Annotated in this window: 16 protein-coding genes; 8 read left to right on the forward strand and 8 right to left on the reverse strand. The window is 67.2% G+C overall.

The features are described from left to right. Positions 1-47 precede the first annotated feature (47 nt). From RND78_RS05900 to RND78_RS05910, 3 genes are read left to right on the forward strand one after another with little or no spacing between them, the layout of a single operon-like run. Entirely contained in the window at positions 48-827 is a 780-nt protein-coding gene (locus tag RND78_RS05900; protein WP_312726806.1) for a hypothetical protein, read from the forward strand. Positions 828-854: 27 nt separating this feature from the next. Beyond that, positions 855-1,016, forward strand: coding sequence for a hypothetical protein (locus RND78_RS05905; protein ID WP_312726807.1), 162 nt, complete (start codon positions 855-857; stop codon positions 1,014-1,016). 58 nt (positions 1,017-1,074) lie between these two features. Then, the gene (locus RND78_RS05910; RefSeq protein ID WP_312726808.1) at positions 1,075-1,890 is read left to right on the forward strand and encodes an SDR family oxidoreductase; all 816 of its coding nucleotides are present in this window, start codon (positions 1,075-1,077) and stop codon (positions 1,888-1,890) included. 202 nt (positions 1,891-2,092) lie between these two features. On the opposite strand, the gene RND78_RS05915 is transcribed toward RND78_RS05910, so the two are convergent. After that, on the reverse strand, positions 2,093-2,374 hold the full coding sequence (locus RND78_RS05915; RefSeq protein ID WP_312726809.1) for a hypothetical protein: 282 nt from the start codon (positions 2,372-2,374) through the stop codon (positions 2,093-2,095). Positions 2,375-2,661: 287 nt separating this feature from the next. On the opposite strand from RND78_RS05915, the gene RND78_RS05920 reads away from it, so the two are divergent. Together RND78_RS05920 and RND78_RS05925 are read left to right on the forward strand one after the other, a co-directional pair. Next, positions 2,662-3,738: an alpha/beta fold hydrolase gene (locus RND78_RS05920; protein ID WP_312726810.1), complete on the forward strand. Its 1,077-nt coding sequence runs from the start codon at positions 2,662-2,664 to the stop codon at positions 3,736-3,738. Between the two features lie 116 nt (positions 3,739-3,854). Beyond that, positions 3,855-4,463: a transferase gene (locus RND78_RS05925; protein ID WP_312726812.1), complete on the forward strand. Its 609-nt coding sequence runs from the start codon at positions 3,855-3,857 to the stop codon at positions 4,461-4,463. A gap of 6 nt (positions 4,464-4,469) precedes the next feature. Here the strand turns inward: RND78_RS05925 and RND78_RS05930 are convergent, their stop codons facing one another. The 6 genes from RND78_RS05930 to glnH all read right to left on the reverse strand — a co-directional run bounded on the left by RND78_RS05930 (position 4,470) and on the right by glnH (position 9,162). After that, on the reverse strand, positions 4,470-4,970 hold the full coding sequence (locus tag RND78_RS05930) for a GNAT family N-acetyltransferase (protein ID WP_312726814.1): 501 nt from the start codon (positions 4,968-4,970) through the stop codon (positions 4,470-4,472). A gap of 75 nt (positions 4,971-5,045) precedes the next feature. Further along, positions 5,046-5,951, reverse strand: a complete 906-nt coding sequence (locus tag RND78_RS05935) for a MurR/RpiR family transcriptional regulator (RefSeq protein ID WP_312726816.1) — start codon at positions 5,949-5,951, stop codon at positions 5,046-5,048. 10 nt (positions 5,952-5,961) lie between these two features. Beyond that, entirely contained in the window at positions 5,962-6,999 is a 1,038-nt protein-coding gene (locus RND78_RS05940) for a C45 family peptidase (protein WP_312726817.1), read from the reverse strand. A 13-nt stretch (positions 7,000-7,012) separates the two neighbouring features. Continuing rightward, positions 7,013-7,735, reverse strand: coding sequence for a glutamine ABC transporter ATP-binding protein GlnQ (gene glnQ, locus RND78_RS05945; RefSeq protein WP_312726818.1), 723 nt, complete (start codon positions 7,733-7,735; stop codon positions 7,013-7,015). Beyond that, complete coding sequence (gene glnP, locus RND78_RS05950) at positions 7,732-8,388, reverse strand: glutamine ABC transporter permease GlnP (RefSeq protein ID WP_312726819.1); 657 nt, start codon at positions 8,386-8,388, stop codon at positions 7,732-7,734. Before glnP ends, glnQ begins: the two co-directional genes overlap by 4 nt. A gap of 30 nt (positions 8,389-8,418) precedes the next feature. Beyond that, positions 8,419-9,162 carry a glutamine ABC transporter substrate-binding protein GlnH gene (glnH, locus tag RND78_RS05955; RefSeq protein ID WP_312726820.1) on the reverse strand — a complete coding sequence of 248 codons (744 nt, stop codon included), beginning with the start codon at positions 9,160-9,162 and terminating at the stop codon, positions 8,419-8,421. 228 nt (positions 9,163-9,390) lie between these two features. Here glnH and RND78_RS05960 point away from each other — a divergent pair, with 228 nt between their 5' ends. Beyond that, complete coding sequence (locus tag RND78_RS05960; RefSeq protein ID WP_312726821.1) at positions 9,391-10,719, forward strand: aspartate aminotransferase family protein; 1,329 nt, start codon at positions 9,391-9,393, stop codon at positions 10,717-10,719. A 12-nt stretch (positions 10,720-10,731) separates the two neighbouring features. After that, positions 10,732-11,292 carry a carboxymuconolactone decarboxylase family protein gene (locus tag RND78_RS05965; RefSeq protein WP_312726822.1) on the forward strand — a complete coding sequence of 187 codons (561 nt, stop codon included), beginning with the start codon at positions 10,732-10,734 and terminating at the stop codon, positions 11,290-11,292. A 344-nt stretch (positions 11,293-11,636) separates the two neighbouring features. Here the strand turns inward: RND78_RS05965 and RND78_RS05970 are convergent, their stop codons facing one another. Further along, entirely contained in the window at positions 11,637-12,806 is a 1,170-nt protein-coding gene (locus RND78_RS05970) for an MFS transporter (protein WP_312726823.1), read from the reverse strand. A gap of 96 nt (positions 12,807-12,902) precedes the next feature. On the opposite strand from RND78_RS05970, the gene RND78_RS05975 reads away from it, so the two are divergent. Next, complete coding sequence (locus RND78_RS05975; protein WP_312726824.1) at positions 12,903-13,796, forward strand: LysR family transcriptional regulator; 894 nt, start codon at positions 12,903-12,905, stop codon at positions 13,794-13,796. The last annotated feature ends 114 nt before the right edge of the window (positions 13,797-13,910 follow it).

The raw sequence follows: 13,910 nt of genomic DNA on the forward strand, positions 1-13,910 counted from the left end.
CGCTGCTGCCCTGGCCACCGTCATAACTCACCACAAGGACACTCCCCATGCGAGCCTCCCGCGCCGTCGTGATGATGTCGATACTGGCCAACATCGGTATGGCCTGGGCGGACGCTCAGCCGGACAGCGTGGAAGACACCCGTCGTTCGATGCCGCCGATCCACGTACGCCAGAGCGTGGAACTGACCTACCAAGGCGTCAACGAGGCACGGGCGAACTATCTGGCGGCCCTGCGCGACTGCCAGGCGGGTGGATTGCAAAGCCGCGCGCTGGCCGATCAGGACGTCGCCTTGCTCGGCACCACCCGCTATGAGCTCTGGTTCGCTCGGGATATCGAGGTGGTTCGCGAGACGAGTTGGAGTGTCGCCAACGACGGCCCAGGCGGTACCTGCCTGTTCCGCCTGGACACCACGGGTACCCAGGAAACCACCACCGACACCTCCTACCAGCGGGTGGATCTGGCGACGGGCGAGAAGACCGAGGAGGCAGCGGCGCCAGAGGCCTTGAGCCGCATGCCGGTGGAAAAGAGCGCGCCGGCCGCACTGGGTGATTTCCAGGGACCGACCTCGCGCACGGTGGCCGGGCAGCCCTGTGACGAATGGGTCAAGCCCAATGGCTTGCGCCAGTGCGTCTGGTCGGCGGGAACGACGTGGGGCTTCGCGGCCGAGCCGCTGAACGACCATCGGCCCAATCGGGGTTTCATCGTGCTGGAACAGGTCCCCAGCGCCGATTCGGATTATAGAGTCACCACCCAGGTGATCAGCGTGGGCGAGCCGTTCAACCAGGCCGCGCTGGCGGTGCCCGCCGTGCCGGGTAAGCGGAACTAGCCCCTGAACGATAGGCGACTAGACTCGATGTCTCTTGGCTGGGCAAGGTACGGATCGTCAGGCCAGGAAGGCCAGAGCAAGGAAGCCCAGGCGGCCGCCAGCGCGGCGCTGATGAATGCCTATGCCGCCTACACCGAAGCGCTGAAGAAGGCCGGCGACAGCAGCAGTGAGGTCAGCGCCGAGGCGTGATCTGTGCCCAGCGGCTTGGGTTACCCTTGGGGCCTCATGCACCGTTGAGGAATCCACCATGGCCAACAGGCTGCTCGCCAAGACCGCGCTGATCACCGGCGCGGCCCAGGGCATAGGCGCCGCCATCGCCCGGGCCTTCGTGGCGGAAGGTGCCTTCGTCTATGTCACCGACCTGAACGACGAGCTCGGCTGCGTCGTTGCGGCCGAGCTGGGCGACCAGGGGCGCTATCTGCACCTGGATGTGCGTGACGAGGCGCAATGGCAGCAGGTGACCGGGCAGATCCTCACCGAACGTGGTCGGCTGGACGTGCTGGTGAACAACGCCGGGATCACCGGATTCGAGCAGGGCGTGGTGGCCCACGATCCGGAACACGCCCGCCTGGCCGACTGGCAGGCGGTGCATCGCACCAATCTCGAAGGCGTCTTCCTTGGCTGCAAGCATGGCATCCGCGCCATGCGCCCGGCGGGGGCTGGGTCCATCATCAATGTCTCGTCGCGCTCCGGGTTGGTGGGTATTCCCGGCGCGGCGGCCTATGCCTCGTCCAAGGCCGCGGTGCGCAATCACAGCAAGACAGTGGCGCTCTATTGTGCCGAACAGGGTCTGGCCATCCGCTGCAATTCGATCCACCCCGCCGCCATCCTCACGCCGATGTGGGAACCCATGCTGGGCGACGGACCGGAGCGCGAGGCGCGCATGGCGGCCCTGGTGCGGGATACGCCGCTGCGGCGCTTCGGTCGACCCGAGGAAGTGGCCGCTCTGGCAGTTCTGCTGGCCTCCGACGAGGCGAGCTACATGACCGGCAGCGAGTTGAATCTTGACGGCGGCTTGCTGGCGGGTTCGGCGGTGACGCCAGCCGTGGCGGAAGAGCCCTAACCGGCTATTACTTGACCTTGCAACCCAGCCGCAACTCGGTTCCGCGCGGCCAGGCCCTCGATCCTTGGCCAGGTCGGTACCGAGCGCCTCGCCCACCCGCGGGTGAAGATCTCGTCCAGGTCGTCGCAGCGCAGGGCGAAGTCGCCGGAGTCCGCCAGCAACTTCTGCCGGCGGACGAGGAGGTGGCGGCGCGGGAGGATGCTCAGGCGCTACCGGAAGCGACCGGCTTGGGGCGATCGTCGGGGTAGATGTCTTGGTCGGTGATGGCCGGATGGGTGCCCAGGGCGCGCAGTTCGTTCACCGCATCGCGGATCACGTCGTAGAGCAGCGAGGTGTTGCGCACCAGGGTCTGGTTGAGGGTACGACTGACCCGCGCCGGACGGGTCGGATCGATGAGGACGATCACCAGGTTGTCCCCCTGGGACTGGAGCTCGTGCTTGATGGGCGGGTCCAGCGCCGCCAACTGGGTACGAAGGGCTTGCATGAGGCCAGGTGTTCTCCAAGAACTGTTGCTCATTCCGACTCGACCGCTGGCGCAAGCGTTCCAGCGTTGCGCTTGCCAACGCCGGCCAAGGGGAGTCGGCGAAGGACACGGCCTCGCCGTGATGGCCGGCGCGGTACGGTCACTGGCGGGTCGTGCGGCGCACGCGCCCCCACCGCGGCCGATCCACCCGGTCCGGAAGGCGCACGTCCCGGCAGCGAATTGTCGGGGGCTCTGTTTGGCTTTATAACCCTCTATCGTCAACTTCAATAACAATAGGAAAGCCTTCGATGACCAGGGCTCTTGATTGGCGACGCGCGATTGGCAGCCTTTGCTCTGCCGTTACCTTCCTTCTGCTGACCACCCTGACCGTCCAGGCGGACGAGCCACCCAAGCCGGTCGAAGGCGACTTCGAGCTGCCGCGCTTCACCTTCCATACCGGTCAGACCCTCGACAACTTCCGTCTGCACTATCTGACGCTGGGCAAACCAGGCAACCCGGCGATCCTGGTACTGCACGGCACCGGTCAGCAGGGCGCGGCGATGTTGAGCAAGGATGTGGGCGGCCAGCTGTTCGGCACTGGCCAGCCGCTGGATGCAGCCAAGTACTTCATCGTGATCCCGGATGCGATAGGTACGGGCAAATCGACCAAGCCGTCGGATGGCTTGCGCGCCGCCTTTCCCCAGTACGACTACGCCGACATGGTGCAGGCGCAATACCTGCTGCTCACCCAGGGCCTGGGGATCAAGCACCTACGGCTGATCATCGGCAATTCGATGGGCGGCATGCAGACCTGGCTGTGGGGCGGCCTGCACCCCGGTTTCGCCGATGGCCTGGTGCCCATGGCGGCGCAGCCGACGGAGATGGCGGGACGCAACTGGATCATGAGGCGCATGCTGGTGGAATCCATCAAGCAGGACCCGGCCTGGGATCACGGTAACTACCAGACCCAGCCGCCGTCGCTCCGCCTGGCCAAGACCATGTTCGAGTTCGCCACCAGTGGCGGCACCCTGAACTACCAGGAGATCGCCGGCACCCATGCCAAGGCCGATGAGTTGATCGACAAGCGCCTGGCCGCACCGGTCACGGTCGACGCCAATGACTTCATCTACCAGTGGGAGGCCTCGGCCGACTACGACGCCATGCCGGGACTGAGCAAGATCAAGGTGCCGGTGCTGGCCATCAATGCTGCGGACGACGAGCGCAATCCACCCGAAACGGGCCTCATGCAGGAGGCGCTGAAGCAGGTGCCCAGCGCCCGGTATCTGCTGATTCCAGGTAGCGCCGACACGCGCGGGCACGGCACGACCGGCCTGGCCAAACTCTATGCAGCGGAGCTGGCGCAATTCGTCGATAAACTCCCCTAGCCCTTTAGGCGGCAGGCCGCTCGCACAGCGGGCCAGGCTCGCTGCCATGCACGACAGCATGAGGCGCAACCCAAGATGACGACCACGACGCCGAACGTGTTCCGCGAGCCCCGGCCATGAGCCCTCTGGACATCGGCACCTTCATCGCCCGCTGGCGGACACTAGGCCTGGCGCCCGCCGAGCCCTGGTGGATCACCCAGGAGTGCGAGGTGCACATCCGCGCCCTGCTGGAACGACTCGGCCCGGGCTTTCGGCGCGTAGGGGACCAGGCCATCCATGACAGTGCCGTGGTGGAAGCCGGCGTGGTACTGAAAGGGCCCTTGATCATCGGCGCCGGAGCCTTCGTGGCGGCCGGTGCCTATCTGCGCGGCGGGGTCTATCTCGGCGCGGGCTGCGGTGTAGGTCCGGCGTGCGAGGTGAAGAGCAGCCTGCTGCTGGACGGCAGCAAGCTGGCGCACTTCAATTTCGTCGGGGATTCGCTGATCGGCGCCGGGGTGAATCTGGAAGCCGGCGCCATCGTCGCCAACTACCGCAACGAGAGCGACGGTGCGCCCATCCGCATCCGCCATGGCAAGCGGGTGATCGAGACCGGGGTGAGCAAGTTCGGCGCCCTCATCGGCGACGGGTGCAAACTGGGCGCCAATGCGGTGCTGGCGCCCGGCACGCTGCTCGCCCCTGGCACCCGGGTGCCGCGGCTGGGACTGGTCGACCAGGGCGCCGACTAGCCGCGCCTAGAGCAGCGTCTCTTCCTGCTGGTAGATCTTCAGCCCGCGCGCCTGGTAGTTGGCCAGCGCAGCCGGGTGGTCCAGGGTGCAGGTGTGCACCCAGACGCGCTCGGTGCCGGGCCAGTCCCAGGCACTGCGGATGGCATGGCTCAGCAGTGGCCCGCCGAAGCCGAGGCCCATGAAGGCGCCGGCCAGGCCGAAGTAGCGGATCTCCACGTTGCGGCCATCCGGGCGGTACAGCTCGTAGTAACCGGCGATGGCGCCACGGTGATAGGCGACCCAGGTGCGGTGCCCGTCCTGCTCCACCAGCCCACGCCACTGCTCATCGCTCCAGCGGTCGAGATCGCCCCATTCCCAGGCCTTGCCCACCAGGGCGTAGAGAAAGCGGTTGAGTTCGGGTTGCGGCACCTCGCATTCGACGATGTGCAGGTCGGGCCGCTGCGGCTTCTCCCGCAGCTCGGCCGAGGAGGTCATTTCGAGGTAGAAGGTGGTGCAGGTCCGGTCCATCGCCAAGACTCCCTGGGAAAGGTCAGACCTTATTGTGATCAGCCGCCGAGGGTGGTGCCAGCCTGATTGCGACCTTCAGAGGGACGCATTGAGCTCGGCGATCAGGGTTTCCCGGTATTTGAGTGCCTCCACCGAGGCCTCGCCCAGCGAACTGGCAACGGCGCTGAGCAGCCCTTCGGCGAGCAGCATGAAGGCGCACATGCTGTTGCTGAAGAACAGGCTGCGGTTGGGCACGAAGAAGCTGTGCCGGGCGGTCTTCGCCAGTGGCGAGCTGGCCGAATCGGTCAGGGCGACGACGGTGATGCCGTGGCGCGCCGCGACCTCGGCGGTGGCCAGCACGCTGGGGGTGTAGGGAAAGCAGCTGGCGACCACCAGGACATCGCCGGTCTCCAGTTGCGCCAGGGCATCGGCCACGCCCTGGCGACTGGAATCCAGGGCGCCGACGTCCGGGCGCAGCATGCCCAGGCCGTAGGCCATGAACAGCGCCAGGGAGTTGAACTGGCGCATGCCGTGGATACGCACGCGCCTGGCCTGGCTGAGGAGGGTCACCACCGCCTCGAAGGTGGCCGGATCGACCTGCTCGATGGTACTGGCGATGTTGGCGCTCTCCTGGCGCCCCAACCGGGTGAGCTGCGCCAGGGTACCCTTGGCGTCGGCACCGACCACCAGCCGGGAGGCCTGGTCGCTGTAGAAGCTACGGCCTTCGGTCAGCTCGCGGCGGAACACGTCCTGCAGCTTGCTGAAGCCCGAGTAACCCAGGCGCCGGGCGAGCCGCGACAGGGTGGAGGCGTTGACATTGACCTGCTCGGCCAGCTCGGTGATGGACGACACCGCGGCCCGTTGCGGCGATTCGATGAGGGCGGTGAGCACCCGCACCGAACTGCTGCCCAGGGCGATGTCGACCGCGCCGCTCTCGATAGCGGCGAGCAGCTCTTTCAAGCCGCCTACCGTGTCAGGCGCCAGGGCGCTCGCTGTGCTCATCGACCTTCCGTCATTGGGGAATGGAAACCACGCCCGCCGCGTCGGCCGTTTCCGTCGCCGCGCGGGTGTGAACGCGCCATTCTACCTTGGTGGCCCCGAGGATGAAGATGGCGGTGGCCAGGGTGTTCTCGTCGTCCGGGTCATCGGCGGCACAGCGGTAGATGGGCAAGTCGGCCACGGCGGTGTCGCGCAGGATGGCGAGGGCCTGGGCCGGCGAGAGATCGGCCGGGAGCAACGCCAGGCGCGCCTCCACCTGCCGCTGCCGCGCGCCAGAGCTGTCGGTGATGCGCTGCCCTACCCCAGTCAGCGCCGGGTGGACGATATGGTTGGCGTGGCCACCGGGCCGGCCGATCTCGGCCACGGCGGTAGCGGCCGCGCTGGCCTCGACACTGACTACCCGCGCCGAGCCGGCCTGGCCGAAGATGTGGTGGAAGGCTCCGGCGCGCGGCTGGGAGGAGACCGCGGCGATGGCTTCGTCGACCGAGCGGGCATCGAGGGAAGCACGGCCGAGGATCTGCCGCGGCACACCGGCGGGGATGTCGCTGGGTCTCAGGTTGTTGACCGTGGCGACGACGCCATGGGCGTTGACCGCGAAGGTGTGGCCGGGGATGGAGCCCGGATAGACGAAGCTGGTGAAGGCCACGCCCTCGACGGGGCTGACCTCGACCAGGGCGCAGTCGTCACGCAGTTGCGGCAGGCCGTCTTCGTTATGGGCGATGAGGGTGCCCCGGGCGGTCCGGCCGTACACCGTGGTGCATCCGTCCACCGCCGGCAGGCCGGGGAAGTCGCCGCGGCAATTCCACAGGAAGACTTCCGCCAGCGGCAGTTGCAGGCCGGCGGCGAGGCCTTCGAGTTCCTGCCAATAACGGGGGAAGTGCTGGCGCACCAGGGCCTGCATCCGCTGGGCCTTGGCGCTATCCGCCAGGCCTGCCAGGTGTTGCCAGAGCGGCAGTGGGCGCAGCTTGGCATGCACCGCGGCACGACCGAATTCACCCAGGCCGAAGCCGATGTCATGGGCGCTGCCGGAAAGCTGGAGTCGAGCGAGCATGGTCAGGGCGGCCTCAGGAAACGTGCTGGAGGAATTCGCGCAGGCGCGGACTCGGCGGATTGGCGATCAGCGCCTTGGGCTCGCCGTCTTCGGCGATCCGGCCCTTGTCGATGAAGATCAGCCGGCTGGCGACCTTGCGCGCGAAGTCCACCTCGTGGGTGACGATGACCATGGTCATGCCTTCCTCGGCGAGGGCCTTCATCACCGTGAGCACCTCATGGCGCAACTCCGGGTCGAGGGCAGAGGTGGGCTCGTCGAACAGCATCAGCTTCGGCTTGACCGCCAGGGCGCGGGCGATGGCGACGCGCTGCTGCTGGCCACCGGACAGCTGCGAGGGATAGTGATCGGCGCGCTCGGCCAGGCCGACCTTGGCCAGCAGCTCCCGCGCCTGGGCCTGGGCCTCGGCCTTGCTCGCGCCCCGCACGCGGATCGGACCGAACGCCACGTTTTCCAGGGCGGTCATCTGCGGGAACAGGTGGAATTGCTGGAATACCATGCCCGCTTCCTGGCGGATCAGGCGCTCGTCCACCTTGGGGTCGTTGACCTTCAGGCCGTCGACGATCAGCTCGCCGAAGGTGATCTCTTCGAGCTTGTTGATGCAGCGCAGCAGGGTGGATTTGCCCGAGCCCGATGGGCCGATGATCACCACCACCTCGCCACTGGCGATGCGCAGGTCGATGTCGTGCAGCACCTGGGTGCGGCCGAAGTGCTTGGAGACGTTCTTGAATTCGATCATAGGATTTTCATCCTCGCTTCCATGACGCGCAGGGCGTAGCTGAGGACCAGGGTGATGACCAGGTAGATCACCGCCACGGCCGTCCAGATTTCCATCGCGCGGAAGTTGCCGGCGATGATTTCCTGGCCCTGGCGGGTCAGTTCGGCCACGCCGATGACGATGAACAGCGAGGTGTCCTTGATGCTGACGATCCACTGGTTGCCCAGGGCGGGCAGCATGCGGCGGAAGGCCAGCGGGGCGATGACGTATCTCAGGGTGTCGCGCCGCGACAGGCCCAGGGCCAGGCCCGCTTCACGGAAACCGCGATTGATCGACAGCACCGCGCCCCGGGTGATCTCGCCGATATAGGCGCCCGAGTTGAGCATGATGGTGGCGACCGCCGCGCCGAAGGGATCGATCCGCACCGGGATCATCAACGGCAGGGCGAAGTAGATGAACATCACCTGCACCATGATCGGGGTGCCACGGAAGAGTTCGATGAAGACGAGGGCTACCCGGCTGCTCAGGAAACCGCCGTAGGCGCGAGCGAAGCCCGCGACCACGCCGATCACGGCGCCACCCATCAGGCCCAGGATGGAGATCCAGAGCGTGAGTTTGGCGCCGTCCAGCAGGACGGGGAGCGCATCCCAGATGGCGCTCCATTGGAAGTTCATGCTGATGACTCTCTTGGCTACGGGACAGGATTACTTTGGCTGGGTGCCGAACCACTTCTCGTAGATACGCGCGTAGGTGCCGTCTTCACGCAGCTTCTTCAGCGCCGCATTGACCGGCTCGCGCAGCTCGCTGCCCTTGGGGAAGCCGATGCCGTATTGCTGGGCCATCATCTGGGTGCCCACGGTCTTCACCTGGCCGTCGCCGGCGGTCTTGATGTAGTAGAGGACGTTGGGGGTGTCGTGCATGGCGGCGTCGACGCGGCCGGTGCGCAGCTCCAGGTAGGCGTTGTCGATGTTGGGGAACTGGCGCAGTTCCTTGGCCTTGAAGTGGGCCTTGGCGTAGTCGGCCGCGGAGGTGCCGGCCTTCACCGCGACGGTCTTGCCGGCGAGATCCGCTTCGCCCTTGATGCTGTCGTTGTCGCTCTTGACCATCAGCAGGAAGCCGCTGTCGTAGTAGCCGTCGGAGAAGTCGATGACCTGCTTGCGCTCCTCCTTGATGGTGATGCCGGCCAGGGCTGCATCGACGTTGCGCGTCTGCAGCGCCGGGATGATGCCGTTGAAGTCCATGGGCTTGAGCTGGTAGGTCACCCCCAGCTCCTTGGCGATCGCCGCCCAGAGATCGATATCGAACCCCACGTACTCGTTGCCCTGCTTGAACTCGAACGGCACGAAGGCGGTGTCGGTCGCGATCAGCAACTCCTTGCCCGCTGCCTGGGTGGCGCACGAAAGGGTGAAGGCAATAGCGGCCAGCGAAGCTTTGAAGATGGTCTTCATCGTCTTTCCTCAGCAAAAGGTGGTCTCGGTCACCGCAGGTCGGTGCGAGGGAAAGCGGCAGTAAGGGCGTTGGGTAGGCTCGAATTCTTATGGGTGGCAGCGGCAGGCCAGAGCGGGCGGCGAGCCGATTGCCGCGAACCCGCAAGGACTGCTTGCGTCGCTCGAATGCAAATATCCGTTGCCTTGCAAAACGATGCAAGTAATATTTGCACATCACTAGGAGGGTCTATGAGCCACGTACTGCACCGCAGCCTTACCCACACCTACCCCACCGCAGTCGCCGGCGACGGGCCCTATCTGATCGACCGCGACGGCCGGCGCTATCTGGATGCCAGTGGCGGCGCCGCCGTGTCCTGCCTGGGGCACAGCGACCAGGAAGTCATCGAGGCGGTGCGCCAGCAGATCGGCACCCTGGCCTATGCCCATACCTCCTTCTTCACCACCGAGGTGATGGAAGAACTGGCCGACTTCCTGATCGCCCGGGCGCCGGCGGGCCTGGAGTCGGTGTACTTCGTCTCGGGTGGCTCGGAGGCCGTGGAAACGGCATTGAAGCTGGCCCGGCAGTATTTCGTCGAGATCGGCCAACCGGGGCGCAAGCACGTGATCGCCCGCCGGCAGAGCTACCACGGCAATACCCTGGGCGCACTGGCCGCCGGCGGCAACGCCTGGCGCCGCCAGCAATTCCAACCGCTGCTGATCGACGTCAGCCACGTCAGCCCCTGCTATGCCTATCGCGAGCAGCAGGCGGGGGAAAGCGACGAGCACTTCACCACCCGCCTGGCGCAGGAACTGGAAACGGAGATCCTGCGCCTGGGCGCCGACCAGGTCATGGCCTTCGTCGCCGAGCCGGTGGTGGGCGCCACCCTGGGCGCGGTGCCGGCCGTGCCCGGCTACTTCAGGAAGATCCGCGAGGTCTGCGATCGCCATGGCGTGCTGCTGATCCTCGACGAGGTCATGTGCGGCATGGGCCGTACCGGCTCGCTGTTCGCCGCCGAGCAGGAGGGCATCACCGCGGATCTCATCACCATCGCCAAGGGCCTGGGCGCCGGCTACCAGCCCATCGGCGCCACCCTGCTCAGCGGTCGCATTCGCGACGCCATCGCCCAGGGCTCCGGTTTCTTCCAGCACGGCCACACCTACATCGGCCATGCCACGGCCTGTGCGGCAGCCCTGGCGGTGCAGAAGGCCGTCGAGCAGCGCGGCCTGCTGGACCGGGTCAACCAGCTGGGCGACAGCCTGCAGGCCAAGCTGGTCGAACGCCTGGGCCAGCATCCCCATGTCGGGAATATCCGCGGGCGCGGGCTGTTCCGCGGTATCGAGCTGGTCGCCGACCGCGAGAGCAAGACGCCCTTCGCCCCCGAACTCAAGCTGCACGCACGCTTCAAGAAGCGCGCGATGGAGCTGGGCCTGCTGTGCTATCCCATGGGGGGCACCCTCGATGGGCAGCGCGGCGATCACATCCTGCTGGCCCCGCCCTTCATCCTGGACGACAGCCATCTCGACGAGATCGTCGAGAAGCTGTCGGACACCCTGGATGCCGTAGTCGCCAGCCGCTAGAGGATGACCACCATGGCGATCTCATCGCGCCTGACAACGCTGTCCGAACAGCGCATGACGCCAGAACAGCAGCGGGTGCTGGCCGATATCCTCGGCGGTCCGCGAGGCAATCTCGATGGCCCCTTCCTGGCCTGGGTGCACAGCCCGGCGCTGGCCGACCACGCACAGCGATTGGGGGCCTTCTGCCGCTACGGCACGCGATTGGAGCTGCGGCTTACCGAGCTGGCGATCCTCACCACCGCGGCCTGGTGGCGTTCCCAGGCGGAATGGCAGATCCACGAACCCATCGCCCGCTCCGCTGGGCTCTCGGACGAGGTGATCGAGGCGCTCCGGCAGCGCAACGTGCCGGCCTTCGAAACGCCCGAGGAGACCTGCGTGCATGCCATCGGCATGGCGCTCTACAACACCCGGCGCCTCCCCGATGACGTCTACCAGCAAGGGGTGACGCTGTTCGGCGAAGCCGGGATGGTCGAGTTGATCGGGGTATATGGCTACTACAGCCTGGTGGCCATGACCCTGAACGCCTTCGCGGTCGACCGGGGAAGCAAGGCGCCCCTCCCTTTCGCCGAATAAGGCAGGCCGCGGACCAATGTCAGTCAAGCCTCGGTCACCGTCCATACGGCGCTTCCAGCTACCTTGATGACCACAAGAACGCCGTGTTCTCTGCGCCAGAACGCGGCGTTTTGTGTAACCGATCGGCAGTGGGCCCATGCCAGGTTGTTGCATGGGGCACTAGCAGGACCGCTGCCTATCGCGGCCATGGGCCGCTCCTACAAAGGCACGATATACCCCGTAGGAGCGGCCCATGGCCGCGATAGCACGCCTGCAGCCAGATCCAAGCTCCGCCCGCTAGCACACAGCCGCTGCTGTCGTTCCGACCCGCTAGGCATTAGGCCGCGGACCGGTCTAAACGCGGGCTATCCCGCCACCGCGCCGTCCGCAGACCGACCGCGCCAGGCGAAGGCCAGCACCATCAGCAGCCCCAGCGCGGCCATGCCGGCGCCGGCCAGGGAAATGGCCGGATAGCCCAGGCCGGCGCTGATCACCGCGCCGCCCAGGGCCGCGCCCAGGGCATTGCCCAGGTTGAAGGCGCCGATGTTGACCGCCGAGGCCAGGTTGGGGGCGTCCTTGGCGGCTTCCATCACCCGCATCTGCAGCGGCGGCACCAGGGCGAAGCTGGCGAAGCCCCAGACGAGAATGGCCACGGCAGCCGCCAGCGGCCAGCGCATCAGCACGGTGAAGGCCAGCAGCACCAGGATCAGCACGCCGAGGGAGACGATCAAGGTGCGGTCGATGGATCTGTCCGCCGCCTTGCCACCCCAGAGATTGCCCAGGGTCAGGCCGACGCCGAACAGCACCAGCATGGCGGTGATGAAGGCGGTGGACGCGTGCGTCTCGCTGCTCAGGATGGGCGCGATATAGGTGAAGACGGTGAACATGGCGCCGGAGCCAACCACGGTCAGCGCCAGGGCGGCCAGTACCGGCGGACGCCCCAGCACGCGGATCTCGGCCAACACGCCATCGCTCGGCGGCAGGGCCACGTTGGGCAGGGCGAACCAGAGCGCGGCCATGGTCAGCAGGCCGAGTCCGGCGATGCCCCAGAAGGCCTGGCGCCAGCCGAGCAGTTCGCCGAACCAGGTGGCCAGGGGCACCCCGCCGATGGTGGCCAGGGTCAGGCCCATGAACATGGCCGCCACCGCGCCGGCGCGCTTATCCGGGGCGACCACGCTGGCCGCCACCAGGGCACCGACGCCGAAGAAGGCGCCGTGGTTGAGCGAGGTCACCACCCGGGCGATCAGCAGGCTGGTGTAGTCGCTGGCCAGGGCCGACATCAGGTTACCGAGGGTGAAGATGGCCATCAGGCCGATCAACAGCTGGCGGCGCGGGATGCGGCCGGTGGTGAGGGTCATCAGCGGCGCGCCGATCAGCACGCCGAGGGCATAGGCGCTGACCAGCAGGCCCGCAGTCGGGATGGAGACACCGAGGTCGGCGGCGATGCCCGGCAACATGCCCATGGGGGCGAACTCGGTGACGCCGATGCCGAAGGCACCGGTGGCCAAGGCCAGCAAGGGAGGATTGATACGCATGGGAAAGACTCCTTATCTATGCCACGAATGCTAAGCTCCCACCCCAGCAGCCGGTAGACACCGGTTGCGGCATGCACCTTTGCCTAGGAGTCACAGATGGACTTGGCGGGCCGATCCGGCGAGATGACGGTGTTCGTGCAGGTGGTGGAGGCCGGCAGCCTGTCGGCCGCGGCGCGTGCCCTCGGCCTGACGCCTTCGGCGGTGAGCCGCTCCCTCGCCCGCACCGAGCAGCGCCTGGGCACCCGCTTGCTGCTGCGCACCACCCGCGCCATCACCCTCACCGCCGAGGGCGAGGCCTATCTGCGAGCGGCGCGGCGCATCCTGGCGGATCTGGCCGAGGTGGAAGAGGCCATCGCCGACCAGGGCGTGCCCCGGGGGCGGCTGAGGGTCAGCGCCGCCCTGGGCCACGGGCGGATGACCATCGTGCCGCTGGTGGCCGCCTTCAGCGCCCGCTATCCGCACATCGTGGTGGACCTGGCGCTGGGTGACGAGGTGGTGGACATCCTCGCCGGCCAGGCCGACGTGGCGATCCGCTTCGGCCAGCTGGCCGACAGCCCCCTCACCGCCCGTCCCATCGGCGTCACCGGCCAGGTGGTGGTGGCCTCGCCCGCCTATCTCGCCCGTCACGGCACGCCCCAGGTGCCAGAAGACCTGCTGCGGCACAACTGCCTGAGATTCAACTTCCGCCGGGCCGAACCGGACTGGCCTTTCCGACGCGACGGCCAGGTATTCTCGCTGAAGATCGCCGGCAACATCGAATGCAACAGCGGCGAGGCCCTGGCACACCTGGCCCGGGAAGGCGCCGGCATCGCCCGCATCGGCGCCTTCAGCGTGGCCGACGACCTGCACAGCGGCGCCCTGGTCCCGTTGCTGGATGCCTGGAATCCGGGCGACCAGGAGCCCATCCACGCGGTGTTCGTCGGCGGGGCCACCATGCCGGCGCGGGTGCGGCTGTTCGTGGATTTCCTGGTGGAGCACCTGGGGTCCTGAACGAGGGCGCGGAACTCCACCCCACATCCCGCCCCTAATCAGCCACGCCCGCACTCCTGGCGCCCCCTTGCTGACTCGAAGCGCCGCCCGCGGTCGCTTCGCTCACTGGCAGGG

This window comes from Pseudomonas oryzihabitans, from assembly GCF_032027545.1.
GTDB lineage: Bacteria > Pseudomonadota > Gammaproteobacteria > Pseudomonadales > Pseudomonadaceae > Chryseomonas > Chryseomonas oryzihabitans_F.

What these genes read in the sequence shown, in the direction of transcription:
- RND78_RS05900 (WP_312726806.1), top strand. Translation starts at nt 48, where the DNA reads ATGCGAGCCTCCCGCGCCGTCGTGATGATGTCGATACTGGCCAACATC.
- RND78_RS05905 (WP_312726807.1), top strand. Translation starts at nt 855, where the DNA reads ATGTCTCTTGGCTGGGCAAGGTACGGATCGTCAGGCCAGGAAGGCCAG.
- RND78_RS05910 (WP_312726808.1), top strand. Translation starts at nt 1,075, where the DNA reads ATGGCCAACAGGCTGCTCGCCAAGACCGCGCTGATCACCGGCGCGGCC.
- RND78_RS05915 (WP_312726809.1), bottom strand. Translation starts at nt 2,374, where the DNA reads ATGCAAGCCCTTCGTACCCAGTTGGCGGCGCTGGACCCGCCCATCAAG.
- RND78_RS05920 (WP_312726810.1), top strand. Translation starts at nt 2,662, where the DNA reads ATGACCAGGGCTCTTGATTGGCGACGCGCGATTGGCAGCCTTTGCTCT.
- RND78_RS05925 (WP_312726812.1), top strand. Translation starts at nt 3,855, where the DNA reads ATGAGCCCTCTGGACATCGGCACCTTCATCGCCCGCTGGCGGACACTA.
- RND78_RS05930 (WP_312726814.1), bottom strand. Translation starts at nt 4,970, where the DNA reads ATGGACCGGACCTGCACCACCTTCTACCTCGAAATGACCTCCTCGGCC.
- RND78_RS05935 (WP_312726816.1), bottom strand. Translation starts at nt 5,951, where the DNA reads ATGAGCACAGCGAGCGCCCTGGCGCCTGACACGGTAGGCGGCTTGAAA.
- RND78_RS05940 (WP_312726817.1), bottom strand. Translation starts at nt 6,999, where the DNA reads ATGCTCGCTCGACTCCAGCTTTCCGGCAGCGCCCATGACATCGGCTTC.
- glnQ (WP_312726818.1), bottom strand. Translation starts at nt 7,735, where the DNA reads ATGATCGAATTCAAGAACGTCTCCAAGCACTTCGGCCGCACCCAGGTG.
- glnP (WP_312726819.1), bottom strand. Translation starts at nt 8,388, where the DNA reads ATGAACTTCCAATGGAGCGCCATCTGGGATGCGCTCCCCGTCCTGCTG.
- glnH (WP_312726820.1), bottom strand. Translation starts at nt 9,162, where the DNA reads ATGAAGACCATCTTCAAAGCTTCGCTGGCCGCTATTGCCTTCACCCTT.
- RND78_RS05960 (WP_312726821.1), top strand. Translation starts at nt 9,391, where the DNA reads ATGAGCCACGTACTGCACCGCAGCCTTACCCACACCTACCCCACCGCA.
- RND78_RS05965 (WP_312726822.1), top strand. Translation starts at nt 10,732, where the DNA reads ATGGCGATCTCATCGCGCCTGACAACGCTGTCCGAACAGCGCATGACG.
- RND78_RS05970 (WP_312726823.1), bottom strand. Translation starts at nt 12,806, where the DNA reads ATGCGTATCAATCCTCCCTTGCTGGCCTTGGCCACCGGTGCCTTCGGC.
- RND78_RS05975 (WP_312726824.1), top strand. Translation starts at nt 12,903, where the DNA reads ATGGACTTGGCGGGCCGATCCGGCGAGATGACGGTGTTCGTGCAGGTG.